We start from the raw sequence: 14,533 nt of genomic DNA, 5'->3' as shown, positions 1-14,533 counted from the left end.
TTAACAAAGTTGATATTCAGGTAATGACATTAACTGTACACAAACTTCTTGCTTGTTGTCCATTGTAAGGTGATGAAGTAAATCTTCTGTTCCTTTATTTATAGGGCTCACTAATAAAAGATCTTTCATAGCTGAAATATTTATCGTTTCAAAATGTTTATCTAACATGTTCCAATCAACGATAGTTTTAATTCTCTTTTTTCTCGTGTTCATTTTAGCATAATACTTCTGGTAAGAATCTTCAAATTCACCCTTTTCCTCTAAAGCAATAATGGCATTGTTCAATAGGATGGAAGGTAGCTTTAATCGAATTAAAATGGTGTTACTATCTATCCATGATCTGCCACCTTTCCAACCTGCCACATTTGGAGGTCGCAACAATACTTGATTTAATAATTTTTGAATATAATAAGCATTTTTAGGATTTTGAAATTCAAAAGGAACAACGTTGTGCATTCCAACCATTAATTCAACTGGCGATTTTATCAAACATCCAATATTGATCTCTTCATAAAACCAATCCGAGTTAAAAATAAATTGCATTAGGTTCTCAATATCATACCTTGGGTAAAATACTTGAGCCATCTGGTTAATATGTTCACTATTCGGGATTTCATTTACAAAATTTCGATAAATTTTCTCACAGATAAATGTTGCACAGGCTTTTTGCTTCAAGACAATATCTATAACAGCATCACCATCAAAATTTCCTGTTTCTCCTAAAAATGTTTTTGATTTAAAATCATGTTGTTTTTTATTAAAATTAAATGCCCCTTTTAAATTATGGTTGTATCCTGTAAAGGCTCTGGCAGCTTCTTTAATATCCGTTTCAGTATAATTACCTGTGCCAAGCGTAAACAATTCTAATAATTCTCGGGCAAAATTCTCATTGGGTTTTGATTTTCTATTTTGTTTTGTGTTCAAGTAGCGTATCATTGCTGTTTCTTTCGAAATGGCTTTTACAAAATCATTTAAATTACCAAGGGCATGTTTCCGTAAAGTGTTGTTATACTTTTGTATGTAAACGATATTATTGTCTTGACAAACAAAGTGATTAGCCCAAAACAAGGTCATTTTTTCACGCAACATTTGTTTAGAAGTCATTAACCGCTTTAACCACGCGGAATTAAATTCTAATTGTTTTTTTCTATTTTCTTTAGCAAGTTTTTGTTTGGCTAATTTATCAGACTTGTCCATATTTAAATAAGTACTTACCAATTCAGAAGTATCTATTAGTAATGGATTGGAGCTGACGGAATTCTCAAAAAGCTCTGCAACAACTTTTTTTCTGTTCTTCTTGGAGTGTATCTCTAAAGCTTCAGGATTTATTCCAAATCCCGCACGCCAAAATAAATGTTGTATGTGTTTTGCCTTCATGATTGATTAGACATAAAGAAATGGTTAAGGTTTAATTTTACTTACTAAATATAAAAGGTACGCTTATTTTATTTGCAAATGAATATGATCGTCATGCCTAACTGCTCTGCAACCTTGAAACCGTATTTTGTCAAAATCACTTAAGCCCATTTGGGTTTTTAGATAAGGTTCAATAAATAGCTTTTGAATTTTTGGCTGGCTTACTAATTCTTTTACTATAATTTTAGTTCTATTTTCATCAAAATCCAAATCATTAAAAGTACCTAAAGTGAAATACTTGGTGTAATCATATTGCCAATATCCTTTGTCTAGACAATCTGAACATGTAGGAATTTTGGTACTGACAAAAGCTCCATAACCAGATAAAGAGGGCTTCTTATTGGTGCTTTCTCCACCTTTAGTTTTGTACATAAATGAGACGTCTACCTTTTTTCCATCGTTATGGCTTAGATGTGGTAACAGCGGAAAGCCATTATAAAAAGGGAAGCTGGCATCGAGATAGGTTAATTGAAATTTATGTAGAGTCTTAACGGTTTTTGCAGAATTTTCTAATAGTACTTTTAGCTCAGGCCTTACATAATTTCTAAATAGCAATGGGTAAATTATGTTTTTTGGTTTTAGATTTTCACTAAAATAAGGCAATGGAACTCTACCAAAATAATTTGCAATTGGAGGAATAATCAATAAGTTGAATAGGAAATACAATCCAATAAAAAGATATCTTTTTTTATATTTTAATTTGTTTGATATGATTAATGTAGCAATCCAAATAATTCCCCCAACTTGTGTAAATATGGTTAGGAGAATTATGAATATAATATGGATTATAAATTTCAATCTTTACCAATTAGTCCCGCTCTTTTTAGCAGTGCTTTATTACTAGGAGCAGATCCTCTAAAGCGTTTGTATAAATCCATCGGTTTATCTGTACCTCCTTGTGATAATACGTTATCTAATAATTTTTTTGCAGTTTCTTTATTGAAAATCCCCGTTTCTTTAAAATATTCAAAAGCATCAGCATCTAAAACTTCAGCCCATTTATAACTGTAATACCCACTAGAATACCCACCTTGAAATATATGAGAAAAAGCTGTACTCATACAATTTTCGGCAACATCAGGATAGAGTTGTGTATCTGCAAAAGCTTGGTTTTCAAATTCTTTCACGTTTTTAATATTTGTCGGGTCTGCTCCATGCCATTGCATATCTAGAAGACCAAAACTTAATTGACGCATCGTTTGCATACCTTCTAAAAAGTTAGAAGAATCCTTAATTTTCTGAACTAATTCCATAGGAATAGGTTCATTAGTTTCATAATGTTTTGCAAATAGATCTAAGGCCTCTTTTTCGTAACACCAGTTTTCTAACAATTGACTAGGAAGCTCTACAAAATCCCAATACACACTAGTTCCCGATAGGCTAGGGTAAACGGTATCTGCTAACATTCCATGTAACGCATGTCCAAATTCATGAAACAAGGTGGTTACTTCATTAAACGTTAAGAGCGAAGGTTTTGTTTCTGTAGGTTTTGTAAAGTTACATACTATAGAAATATGTGGTCTCGAATTTTCGTTGTCTTTTTTCCATTGACTTTTGTAAGAAGTCATCCATGCTCCATTACGTTTCCCTTTTCTTGGGAAGAAATCGGCATAAAAAACTGCTATAAAGTCACCATTTTTAGTTGTAACTTCATAGGTTTTTACGTCTTTATGGTATTTGTCTATAGTATCAACTTCTTTAAACTGTAACCCAAATAATTTATGGGCAACTGTAAATGCACCGTCAATCACATTTTCTAATTTAAAATACGGTTTTAAGGCTTCTTGATCTAAGTCAAAGTTTTGTTTTTTTAGTTTTTCAGAATAGTAAGCCCCATCCCATTTTTGTAACTGCTCAATACCGTCTTTTTTAGCAAAATCTGATAATTGTTTAAATTCTTTTTCAGCAGCCGGTTTTGCCTTTTCTAATAAATCATTTGAAAATGATAATACTTTTTCAGGTGTTTCTGCCATGCGTTCTTCCAACACAAAATGAGCATGTGTTTTATAGCCTAATAAGTTGGCTCTTTTGTGGCGAAGATTTACAATATCTAATACAACTTTTTGATTGTCATATTCATTATTTTTAAAAGCTCTTGCTCCAAAAGCGATAGCTAATTTTTTACGTAAGCTCCGATCGTCAGCATAAGTCATAAAAGGCACATAACTAGGATAATCTAAGGTAATTAGCCATCCTTCTAAATCTTTTTCTTTAGCGGCCATTTTTGCAGCTTCTTTTGCACCATCAGGTAATCCTTTTAATTGATTTTCATCCGTTAAGTGCATTTCAAATGCATTAGTTTCTGCCAATACATTTTCACCGAATTGTAATGAGAGTTTTGATAATTTCATATCAATTTCTCTTAATTTGGCTTTAGCTGTGTCGTTTAAGTTGGCACCATTTCTGGCAAAGCTTTTATATTTTTTATCTAAAAGGGTCGCTTGTTCAACTGTTAAGTCTAATTTTTTTCTATCATCATAAACCGATTTTACACGTTCAAATAGTTTTTCATTCAAGCGAATGTCATTTGAAAATTCTGACAACAATGGAGAAACTTCTTGAGCAATCTTTTGAATTTCGTCATTGGTCTCTGCAGAATTCAAATTAAAGAAAATAGAAGATAGCCTATCTAACGTATATCCAGAAAAATCTAACGTTTCTATGGTGTTTTTAAAAGAGGGTGCTTCAGAATTGCTTGTTATCTCATCAATCTCTGTCTTTGCTTTTTTAATTGCCTCCTCAAAAGCGGGTCTAAAATGCTCGTTTTTTATTTGAGAAAATGGAGCGGTTGTATGTGGGGTATTGAATGATTGTAATAATGGGTTTTTCATAAAATAAAATTTAAAAAATCAATAAAAAAATTCCAAATTCCAATGGATTATACTTTATTGATAATAGTTGAGAGTATTTTTCTAAGTTCGTCTGCTTCATTAATTAAATTTGATAATTGACTATTGAAAGGCTCGTTAAGGTCTCGTAAAAGCCTTAACCATAAAATTGATTCTTTGGCTTCCTTTCTTGATATTTTAAGTCGAAATTTAAAGTCTTTATCACCTAATTTTTCATTAGCTTCAATATAATTTGCTGCTATTGATCCAGATGATCTAATTAATTGTTTGGAGTCTTCAAAATTTGCAGTAGTTTTAGGAAACTTATAAAGTAAAAGTCTACAATTCTTTGCAAAAAGATATGTTCTTTCCTCTAAATCATAAACTTTTTTTGTCATTGCTTTTTTTGGAATGTGGAATTTTCTATTTTGGATTTTGTCTCCTTTTGGAATTTGGTTTTTATTTTTTGGAATTTATTGATTCCGCAGATTTATTTACTTTTACTTTCAATTCCTCCTTATAATTAATAATTGTTTGCTGTACTTCTTTATCACTACTTCCCAATATTTGTGCTGCTAATATGCCAGCATTTTTTGCTCCGTTAAGAGCTACAGTAGCCACTGGAACACCACCTGGCATTTGAAGTATAGATAAGATAGAATCCCAGCCATCAATTGAATTACTAGACTTTACGGGTACGCCAATTACAGGTAGCGGACTCATTGAGGCCACCATGCCCGGCAAGTGTGCGGCACCGCCAGCACCAGCTATGATCACTTGAATTCCACGCAAGTGAGCATTTTTAGCATAGTCATATAATTTTTCAGGGGTTCTATGAGCCGAAACAATATCAATTTCAGTTTCAATATTAAAATCGTTTAGTATTGTAATTGCTTCTTGCATCACAGGCATATCAGAATTGCTACCCATAATTATACCTACTTTAGCCATAATTTGATTATATTTAATTTTATACTAAGAAAAATCGTACTTTTATTGTTCAAAGATATAAAACATCAAATAGAAATTTAGAAAATGTTGCCTTTATTTAACACTGTTGTTTCTTGGTTTTTAAAAAAGAGAAAGCATCAAATGGAGCTTTTTCTAAAATACCCTATTGATGTTCAACATGAGCTCATGATACGCTTGGTTGAAATGGCTAAAAATACGGAGTTTGGTAAACAGTATCATTTCGCTTCCATATACAATTATGAAACGTTTAGAAGTAAAGTCCCTATTCAGCAATATGAAACTTTTGAGCCTTTAATTGAACGAGCTAGAAAAGGGGAGCAAAATTTATTTTGGCCTACACAAATACAATGGTTTGCTAAATCTAGTGGTACCACAAATGCAAAAAGTAAGTTTATTCCGGTAAGTAATGAGGCTTTAGAAAATTGCCATTTAAAGGCAGGAAAGGACATGCTCGCTCTATATATCAACAATAATGAAGATGCTGGTTTGTTCAATGGACGTGGATTGCGTTTAGGAGGTAGTAGTGCTATTTATGAAGATAATAACACTTATTTTGGCGATTTGTCAGCTATAATTATTGAAAATATGCCCTTTTGGGCAGATTTTAGTTCTTCTCCAAAAACAGAGGTGGCCTTAATGAGCGAATGGGAGACGAAAATGGAGGCCATCGTTAATGAAACTATTAATGAAAATATTACCAGTTTAGTTGGAGTACCGTCATGGATGCTTGTTTTATTAAATGCTGTATTGAAGAAAACTGGCAAGGATAATATTTTAGAAGTTTGGCCCAACTTGGAAGTGTATTTTCATGGAGGCGTTAACTTCAATCCCTATAGAGAACAATACAAAAAATTAATTCCTAAAAAAGACTTTAGATATTACGAAACCTATAATGCCTCTGAAGGTTTTTTCGCGTTGCAGGATACTAATGATTCTACAGATTTATTGTTAATGTTAGATTATGGTATTTTCTACGAATTTATACCGATGTCGGAATTTAATGGAGAAAATTCTGTTGCTATGCCGTTAGATGAGGTGAAATTAGACATTAATTATGCAATCGTAATTACAACCAATGCTGGGTTGTGGAGGTATTTAATAGGAGATACTGTTAAATTTGTTTCTCTTGATCCGTTTCGGATTAGAATTACGGGTAGAACCAAACATTTTATTAATGTATTTGGTGAAGAATTAATTATCGAAAACGCTGAGGAGGCTTTAAGACAAGTTTGCGAAAAAACAAAAACGTTAATTACTGATTATACCGTGGCACCTATTTTTATGGACGGTAAAATACAAGGTTCTCATGAATGGATGATTGAATTTAGAAAAGCTCCAAAGAATTTAAATTATTTTACAGAGTTGTTAGATAATGCTTTAAAGTCTATTAATTCTGATTATGAAGCCAAACGTTATAATGATATGACCTTAACCATGCCTAAAGTCCATCAAGCCGAAACAGGTTTGTTCTACGACTGGTTAAAGTTCAAAAATAAACTAGGTGGGCAACATAAAGTACCAAGACTATCTAATAGTAGAGACTTTATGGATGAGTTATTAGAAATGTCTTCTTCAGAAAAAGTGGTTTAAAACTGCATCTTTTTTATAATCTTTACGTCTTATTGGTATAAAGGAAGTCTAATTTAAACTTAATAATATGAAAGATTCAACATGTACCTGCAACTGTGATGGGTGTAAAAACGGAACCTGTGCAAATTGTACTTGCGAAAATTGTAATTGTTCAGGGTGTAATTGTTAATTGGACATCACTTGAATGATGTCAAAAAATAAAGTTCAACTTTTTCAGTTCGAGCGGAGTCGAGAATTTATCATCTAATGATAAAAGAGGTTTGGACTCCGCTCAACCTGATACCCTTTTGGAGCTATTTATTTAAGAAATATTTTTATGAAAGACACAAAAATTATATGGAATTCTTATTCTGAAGATGTAAAACACTTTATTTTGTCTAAAACAAATGACAAAAATATAGCAGATGATTTGCTTCAAGAGGTATTTATAAAAGCACATACTAAAATTTCGAGTATACAAGATGTACATAAAATAAAATCTTGGCTTTTTACAGTGGCTAATAATACCATAATGGATTATTTTAGGTCATCTAAAAGAAAATATAGTATTACAGCTGGTGAAAAAATGGAGATGGATATTGTAGATTCAGATGATCATACAGCAGATTTTTTTGAGCATACGGAACATGATTGTTTATACGGAATTATTAAAAACTTAGAAAAGAAATATAGAGACCCTTTATTTATGGCTGATATAAAGGGGATTAAGCATCAAAAAATAGCCGAAATTTTAGATTTACCCTTACCAACGGTTAAGTCACAAATTCAGCGGGCTAGAAAAATGATAGCTCAAGGGTTTGTAGATTGTTGTGGTTACGAATTAAATGAAAAAGGGAAATTGGTGGGTGAGCTTAAAAGTAAAGAAGACTGTAAAATTTGCAGTTAAATAGCAGGTAGAATTTCATCTTCAGAAACCCACGCTTCACATAATATTTTGAATTCTGAGTCTGTATTCAATACATCTTTAAAGGCTTTATAATCGATCCATACAAAACCACTGTTTCCCCAATTTTCTCCCCAGGAGTTTACAGTTTTAAATGCACTTTTCTCGTCATCATAGCCAACGACTAACATTGCATGTGCACCATCAGTATTCTCAAATTCTCGGTAAACGGAATCTCCATTGGTATCTATTTTTCCAAAATGATTTCTGTCAATGGAAATGGCAATAACAATAGGTTGACTGTTATTTAAGAAAGCCTTAGCCTGATCAAAAAGTGTATTGCCATCCAAATAAGAAAATGTAAGAATTTTATTCTCTTCCGCTAGATTGATTTGTACTTCAGTAGGTTGTTTGTCGCATTCATTTTCGTTATAAGGCATTTCATTTAGTGTTACAATTCCAGTATTAGAAATTAGTTCTAAAGCACTAGGTATTTGCGAACCACTGGCACAGTCTGTTGCCTTAATTTGATTGTAAATAAAAGCAGGACTTAATAAGTTGTTAGGGTTTTGAATGTTGTTGTTTTTGTCTTCAAGATTTTCTTGAAAACCTTTTAGGTAATATCCTGTTGCCCATGCTACACAAGAACCTTGTTTACCTTGATTTCCAATTGGAGGTAATAAAGAGGAAAGATCTACTGAAGTTGGAAATTCTAATGGAATATCAATATTGGCTTTATTTCCGGTAGAGGGCTCAGAAAAGCCATAACAAAAAGAACCTTCAGCTCCGAAATTTTGATTAACAGGGTCAACTACAAATACATCATTATTGATGATTTTATCTTCAATTGTTAATTCAAGATCGTCACAACTTAATAACGATAAAAACAGGAATGAAAGAAATACAATTTTCCGCATGTAAAACTATTTTAAAATTATCAGTAATATTTCTTTTCTTAGCGACGATTGATAAGTATTCATCAAATTTCGTTCCAAATTATTATATAATTTGAATGTAATTTATGAAATTGGTAATTTACTTGTGAATTAAGTTTGGAGTCTAATAAAAAGGGTATTGTAATTTAGATGACTAAATTTTACGTTCTATAACATAATTCACCATTTCTGTCAATGATTTTTTATACTGTGAATCGGGATAGGAATCTAAAATTGATAGTGCTTCTTGATGGTAAGTGTTCATTTTTTTAATCGTATAATCAATACCACCATTATCTTTTACAAAGTCAATAACTTCCTTTACACGTTTCTTATTTTTATTATGTTTTTTAACGGAGTTGATTATCCATTTTTTATTTTTTTCAGAACAATTATTTAACGTATAAATTAGAGGTAACGTCATTTTTTGCTCTTTAATATCAATACCCGTTGGTTTGCCTATTTTAGCTTCTGAATAGTCGAAAAGATCATCTTTAATTTGAAAAGCAATTCCAATGATCTCACCAAATTTTCTCATTTTTTCAACTTCTTCTTGAGTGGCATTTACAGATGAAGCACCAATACCACAGCAAGCAGCAATTAAAGTAGCTGTTTTTTGTCGAATTATTTCAAAATAGATATCTTCAGTGATGTCTAATTTTCTTGCCTTTTCAATCTGTAATAACTCGCCTTCACTCATTTCTCGTACAGCAACCGAGATTAGTTTTAAAATATCAAAATCACTATGGTCAATAGATAATAAAACCCCTTTTGATAATAAAAAATCGCCTACTAACACAGCAATTTTATTTTTCCATAATGCATTTATCGAGAAGAAACCACGTCTGCGGTTACTATCATCTACAACATCGTCATGTACTAAGGTGGCTGTATGTATCAATTCAATGCAAGATGCTCCTCTATAAGTACGGTCATTAACTTTACCGCCAGAAACCATTTTAGCAACCAGAAAAACGAACATAGGTCGCATTTGTTTGCCTTTTCTACGGATAATAAAATGCGTTATTTTATTTAACAACGGCACATTTGAAATCATTGAAGCCTTGAATTTATCTTCAAAAAATTCCATTTCCTCTTTAATAGGAAGTTTTATTTGCTCTATGATTTTCAAATGTGGTTTCTAAGATTCTATATGAATAATGATTTATAATTAAGCACCAAATGGAGTATAAATAATTTATATAAAAATACTATTACAAAGCAATAGATTCTGTTGAATAAATATAATTAAATTAAATCAATTCTATGGAGTCGCAACTTTGTGTTATAATAATACAAATTAAGGATTCCAAAGGAACAATACCTCGGTTTAATTTTAGTTTAAAATTAGTTCTAAGCGTTCAGCAATCATAGAATTTCGTTCCTCCGCTACCATATCTTTTAGTATCGTGATATAATCATCTTTTAAACTACTGTTGATATATATGAATTCTACAGCCTGATAACGTACATAAGAATTTTTCATTTGTAATGCAGCACTGATAAATTCTGTTACTAGGTCAGCATGATCTTTAGCTAGGGTTTCTAATGCATTTGAGTTGTTAAAAACAACCAAATAGGTGAAATATTCTTTATTGCTAGCTGCCGTTTTTAATAATTCAGGCAAGTTTTGAAACTCAACTTTTTTACTTAAATCAGACATTTTATCTAATAAACTCAATCGATCATCATTATCTTTTGACTTTAAATATTTACCAGAAATAGCTAATAATTCATTGATAGAGTTATTGTTAACGGGTTTTTTCTGTTCCCCTTTTCTTTCTATTTTAGCCCAACTGTCGTTTAAGGATACGGTTCTATTAAAGACTAAATGTTCTGCGGTATTGTCATCATCTACACAAAAGTAGCCTAAACGTTGAAACTGAAACCTATCACCGATAGATGCTTCTTTTAGACTTGGTTCCACAAAAGCATTTGTATTTAATTCTAAAGAATTTGGATTTATAAATTCTTTAAAATCTTTGTCTTTATGGCTGTCCGGTGCTTCATCAATAAACAATCGGTCATATAATCTAACTTCCGTTTTAATTGCATGAGCAATAGATACCCAATGCAATGTGCCCTTTACTCTACGTTGGCTTTCTTCCGTACCACTACCACTTCTAGATAGAGGGTCGTAAGTACAATGAATCTCTAAAACTTCTCCATTTTCATCTTTTACTACAGATTCTGCTTTAATAATATATGCGTTTTTTAAACGGACTTCTTTACCTAATTTTAATCTAAAGAATTTTTTATTAGCTTCTTCTCTAAAATCTTCTTTTTCAATATAAAGCTCTTTAGAAAATGGGACTTCTCTGTTACCTGCATTATCATCTTCAGGATTGTTTTCTGCAGTTAACCATTCTTCTTTACCTTCTGGATAATTTGTAATGACCACTTTTACAGGATTTAAAACGGCCATAACTCTTGGGGCAGTTTTGTTTAAATCGTCTTTAATACAAAACTCTAATAACGCCACATCGGTCACATTATCACGTTTAGAAATTCCTGCAATTTCACTAAATTTTTTAATTGAGTTTGGTGTGTAACCTCTTCTACGTAATCCTGAAATGGTAGGCATTCTAGGATCATCCCATCCATTTACATGTCCTTCTTGTACTAATTGGAGTAATTTACGTTTACTCATTACCGTATAACTCAAATTACGACGAGCAAATTCGCGTTGTTTAGGTCTTAAGTCATCTCCAGAATATACTTGATCAACATACCAATCATACAACTCTCTATGGCTTTTAAACTCTAAGGTGCAAATTGAGTGAGAAATTTGTTCAATATAATCTGATTCACCGTGGGTCCAGTCATACATTGGGTAAATACACCAATCATCTCCAGTTCTGTGGTGGTGTTTCTTCAATATACGGTACATAATTGGGTCACGCATATGCATATTTACATGCTCCATGTCAATTTTTGCACGTAATACATGAGATCCCTCTTGAAATTCACCATTTTTCATTTTCATGAATAATTCTAGGTTCTCTTCAATACTTCTATCTCTATTTGGACTATTAGTTCCAACTTCAGTAGGTGTGCCCTTTTGGATGGCCATTTCTTCAGATGATTGATTGTCAACATAAGCCAATCCATCATTAATAAGTTGAATGCTCCAGTCATATAATTGTTGAAAATAGTCTGACGAATAGAATTCGTTAGCCCATTTAAAGCCTAACCATTGTATATCTTTTTTAATTGCATCTACATATTCCTGTTCTTCTTTGGCAGGATTGGTATCGTCAAAACGTAAATTTACGGGTGCATTATACTTTATTCCTAATCCGAAATTTAAGCAAATTGATGCAGCGTGTCCAATATGGAGATATCCATTTGGTTCTGGCGGAAAACGAAAATGTAATTTATCTTTAGTAAGCCCGTTAGCCAAATCTTCTTCAATGATTTGCTCTAAAAAATTGAGCGATTTTTTTTCTTCAGACATCCAATATTAATTTGAAATAGTCTACAAAAGTAGGGAAAATATTAATAGTGAAGTACCTTGATTACTGTAACGTTTTACTAATTTTTACTACGTATAGTTGTAACTTAAAAACAATCATAAAAATGGGAAAATTAAATTATAGTTGTCCAAAATGTAATAACAAAACTTATAAAGTAGGGCAGATGAGAGGAACTGGTGGAACACTCAGTAAAATTTTTGATGTTCAAAGTCAGAAATATACTTCGGTAACTTGCGAAAAATGTTCTTATACCGAATTTTATAAAGCGAAGACAAGTGCTTTAAGTAATATATTTGATTTGTTTACGAATTAAATACCCAATACCATTTTGGCAATCCAAAAGTAAATTAGGATACCAAAAATATCATTACTTGTAGTTATAAATGGTCCTGTAGCTAAGGCTGGGTCTATATCTCTTTTATTTAAAAATAATGGAATAAAAGTTCCTATTATACCAGCTACAACTATTACCGAGAATAAAGATATGGAAATTGCTATGGAAGTGAGCATATTTCCTTTCCAAATCCATGTGAAGAGAAGTAAAAATAATGATAATGCCAAACCGTTTATAAGCGATAAAGAGAATTCTTTAAATAGTCTTTCTCCAATACTACCTTTTAGATCATTATTGGCCAAACCCTGCACAATAATAGCTGACGATTGCACACCAACGTTTCCAGCAGTAGCAGCAATTAATGGTGTGAAAAAGAAAAGTACTGCATGTTTGCTAATGAGGTCTTCAAAGCCACCCATTATGGAAGCAGCCCCAATTCCTCCCAATAGTCCTAAAAATAACCAAGGTAATCGAGCTCTAGTGTGCTGCCATAGCGTATCGTCTGCTTCTACATCCTGTGATAGACCTGCTGCCATTTGATAATCTTTATCAGCTTCATCTTTAATTACATCAACAATATCATCAATGGTAATTCTACCTAGTAAATGATTTTTATCGTCAACCACTGGTATCGCTTCCAAGTCATATTTTTGCATTACCCTAGCTACATCTTCTGCCTTATCATGAACGTTTGCCGAATCAACTTTTGGAATATAAATTTCAGAAATATGTGTTTTTGTTGAGGTTACCAGTAAATCTTTTAAAGAAAGTCTTCCTTTTAATTCTTCATTTTCATCAACCACATAAATAGAATGTACACGTGTAACAAATTCTGCCTGTGCTCTCATTTCTCGCACACATTTTAACACATTCCAGTTTTCATATACTTTAACCAGCTCTTTCGCCATTAAACCTCCTGCAGTATTTTCGTCATATTTTAGTAATTCTTTTATATCAGCTTTATGCTCCTCATCTTCAATTTTTGAAATTACTTTTTCCTGACGTTCTTCAGGAAGTTCGGCAATCATATCTGCCGCATCATCGGTGTCTAATTCATCAAGCTCTTTTGCAATTTCTTTGGATGATAGGTTCTTTAAGACTTTCTCACGATCGTCTTCATCCATTTCCATTAAAATGTCTGATGTTATTTCACTATCTAGTAATTTTATGATATAAGTAGCCTCTTCTAGATTTAAGTCCTCTAGTAGTTCTGCAATATCTGCATGATGCTCCTCTGCCAGCAAACCTAAGAGTGTTTCATTATCTTGTTTTAAGATAAGCTCTTCAATTTGTTTAATCAGTTCATCTGTAATTTCAAATGGCATCGTTTGCTATACTTTTAGTAAGGTTTATAAACTCCTCAACAGATAATTGTTCTGGGCGTTGGGCAAATATAGTATCTTCTCTTAATTTATCTGATAAATTGAATGATTTTAAACTATTTCGCATTGTTTTTCTACGTTGGTTAAATGCAGTTTTTACAACTTTAAAGAAAAGCTTTTCGTCTACTGGAAGGTTATAATTTTCTTTTCGGATTAAACGAATAACACCTGAATCTACTTTTGGTGGTGGGTTAAAAACACTTGGAGGAACAGTAAACAAATATTCAGCATCATAAAATGCTTGGGTTAAAACGGATAGAATTCCGTAAGCTTTACTACCTGGTTTTTCAGCAATGCGTTTGGCAACTTCCTTTTGAAACATTCCACATAATTCAGGAATGAGATTTCTGTTTTCAATAGTTTTAAAAACTATTTGAGTAGATATATTATATGGAAAATTGCCTATAATAGCAAATTGTTCATTGTTTAAAATTGTACTGATATCTAACTTTAAAAAATCTTTTGAAATAATTCTATCTGCTAAATTGAGATAGTGTGCTTTTAGGTATTCTACAGATTCTGTATCAATTTCTATTACGTGCGTAGTAAGTTTTTTTTGCAATAAATATTTAGTCAATACGCCCATACCAGGACCTATTTCAAGAACCGTATCATAATTGTTTTCAGTAAGTGTATCAGCGATTTTTTTCGCTATATTTTCATCTTTTAAGAAGTGTTGACCTAAGTGTTTTTTTGCTCTTACTGACATTGCATCAT

At 32.0% G+C, this 14,533-nt stretch carries 13 protein-coding genes; 3 read left to right on the top strand and 10 right to left on the bottom strand.

The window, feature by feature from the left end:
• From FF125_RS17760 to purE, 5 genes are all read right to left on the bottom strand, one after another.
• A complete protein-coding gene (locus FF125_RS17760) occupies positions 1 to 1,377 on the bottom strand; it encodes a DUF1800 domain-containing protein (RefSeq protein WP_138951038.1) in 1,377 nt (458 codons plus the stop codon).
• 63 nt (positions 1,378 to 1,440) lie between these two features.
• Entirely contained in the window at positions 1,441 to 2,214 is a 774-nt protein-coding gene (locus FF125_RS17755; RefSeq protein WP_138951037.1) for a hypothetical protein, read from the bottom strand.
• The gene (locus tag FF125_RS17750; protein ID WP_138951036.1) at positions 2,211 to 4,247 is read right to left on the bottom strand and encodes a M3 family metallopeptidase; all 2,037 of its coding nucleotides are present in this window, start codon (positions 4,245 to 4,247) and stop codon (positions 2,211 to 2,213) included. The genes FF125_RS17755 and FF125_RS17750 overlap by 4 nt, the downstream gene beginning before the upstream one ends.
• A 47-nt stretch (positions 4,248 to 4,294) precedes the next feature.
• Positions 4,295 to 4,642: a four helix bundle protein gene (locus FF125_RS17745; protein ID WP_138951035.1), complete on the bottom strand. Its 348-nt coding sequence runs from the start codon at positions 4,640 to 4,642 to the stop codon at positions 4,295 to 4,297.
• A gap of 61 nt (positions 4,643 to 4,703) precedes the next feature.
• Positions 4,704 to 5,195: a 5-(carboxyamino)imidazole ribonucleotide mutase gene (gene purE / locus FF125_RS17740; RefSeq protein WP_138951034.1), complete on the bottom strand. Its 492-nt coding sequence runs from the start codon at positions 5,193 to 5,195 to the stop codon at positions 4,704 to 4,706.
• 84 nt (positions 5,196 to 5,279) lie between these two features.
• Between purE and FF125_RS17735 the strand changes: the two genes are divergently transcribed.
• Together FF125_RS17735 and FF125_RS17730 are read left to right on the top strand one after the other, a co-directional pair.
• Positions 5,280 to 6,806 carry a GH3 auxin-responsive promoter family protein gene (locus tag FF125_RS17735; protein WP_138951033.1) on the top strand — a complete coding sequence of 509 codons (1,527 nt, stop codon included), beginning with the start codon at positions 5,280 to 5,282 and terminating at the stop codon, positions 6,804 to 6,806.
• 316 nt (positions 6,807 to 7,122) lie between these two features.
• Positions 7,123 to 7,692, top strand: a complete 570-nt coding sequence (locus FF125_RS17730) for a sigma-70 family RNA polymerase sigma factor (RefSeq protein WP_138951032.1) — start codon at positions 7,123 to 7,125, stop codon at positions 7,690 to 7,692.
• Here the strand turns inward: FF125_RS17730 and FF125_RS17725 are convergent.
• From FF125_RS17725 to FF125_RS17715, 3 genes are all read right to left on the bottom strand, one after another.
• Positions 7,689 to 8,606 carry a C1 family peptidase gene (locus tag FF125_RS17725; RefSeq protein WP_138951031.1) on the bottom strand — a complete coding sequence of 306 codons (918 nt, stop codon included), beginning with the start codon at positions 8,604 to 8,606 and terminating at the stop codon, positions 7,689 to 7,691. The two genes, FF125_RS17730 and FF125_RS17725, sit on opposite strands and share 4 nt — an antisense overlap.
• A 172-nt stretch (positions 8,607 to 8,778) precedes the next feature.
• Entirely contained in the window at positions 8,779 to 9,756 is a 978-nt protein-coding gene (locus FF125_RS17720) for a polyprenyl synthetase family protein (RefSeq protein WP_138951030.1), read from the bottom strand.
• 204 nt (positions 9,757 to 9,960) lie between these two features.
• Positions 9,961 to 12,081 (bottom strand): glutamine--tRNA ligase/YqeY domain fusion protein, encoded by a 2,121-nt coding sequence (locus FF125_RS17715; protein ID WP_138951029.1) that lies wholly within the window; start codon positions 12,079 to 12,081, stop codon positions 9,961 to 9,963.
• 122 nt (positions 12,082 to 12,203) lie between these two features.
• On the opposite strand from FF125_RS17715, the gene FF125_RS17710 reads away from it, so the two are divergent.
• Positions 12,204 to 12,413, top strand: a complete 210-nt coding sequence (locus tag FF125_RS17710; RefSeq protein ID WP_138951028.1) for a zinc ribbon domain-containing protein — start codon at positions 12,204 to 12,206, stop codon at positions 12,411 to 12,413.
• Here FF125_RS17710 and mgtE read toward each other — a convergent pair.
• Complete coding sequence (gene mgtE, locus FF125_RS17705; protein ID WP_138951027.1) at positions 12,410 to 13,759, bottom strand: magnesium transporter; 1,350 nt, start codon at positions 13,757 to 13,759, stop codon at positions 12,410 to 12,412. The genes FF125_RS17710 and mgtE overlap by 4 nt on opposite strands.
• On the bottom strand, positions 13,749 to 14,525 hold the full coding sequence (gene rsmA, locus FF125_RS17700) for a 16S rRNA (adenine(1518)-N(6)/adenine(1519)-N(6))-dimethyltransferase RsmA (RefSeq protein WP_138951026.1): 777 nt from the start codon (positions 14,523 to 14,525) through the stop codon (positions 13,749 to 13,751). The genes mgtE and rsmA overlap by 11 nt, the downstream gene beginning before the upstream one ends.
• Between the last annotated feature and the right edge of the window lie 8 nt (positions 14,526 to 14,533).

Origin of the sequence: Aureibaculum algae, assembly GCF_006065315.1 — a bacterium.
GTDB lineage: Bacteria > Bacteroidota > Bacteroidia > Flavobacteriales > Flavobacteriaceae > Aureibaculum > Aureibaculum algae.
The sequence above is the reverse complement of the archived record's forward strand: the minus strand, read 5'-3'. Positions and strand labels throughout refer to the sequence as shown.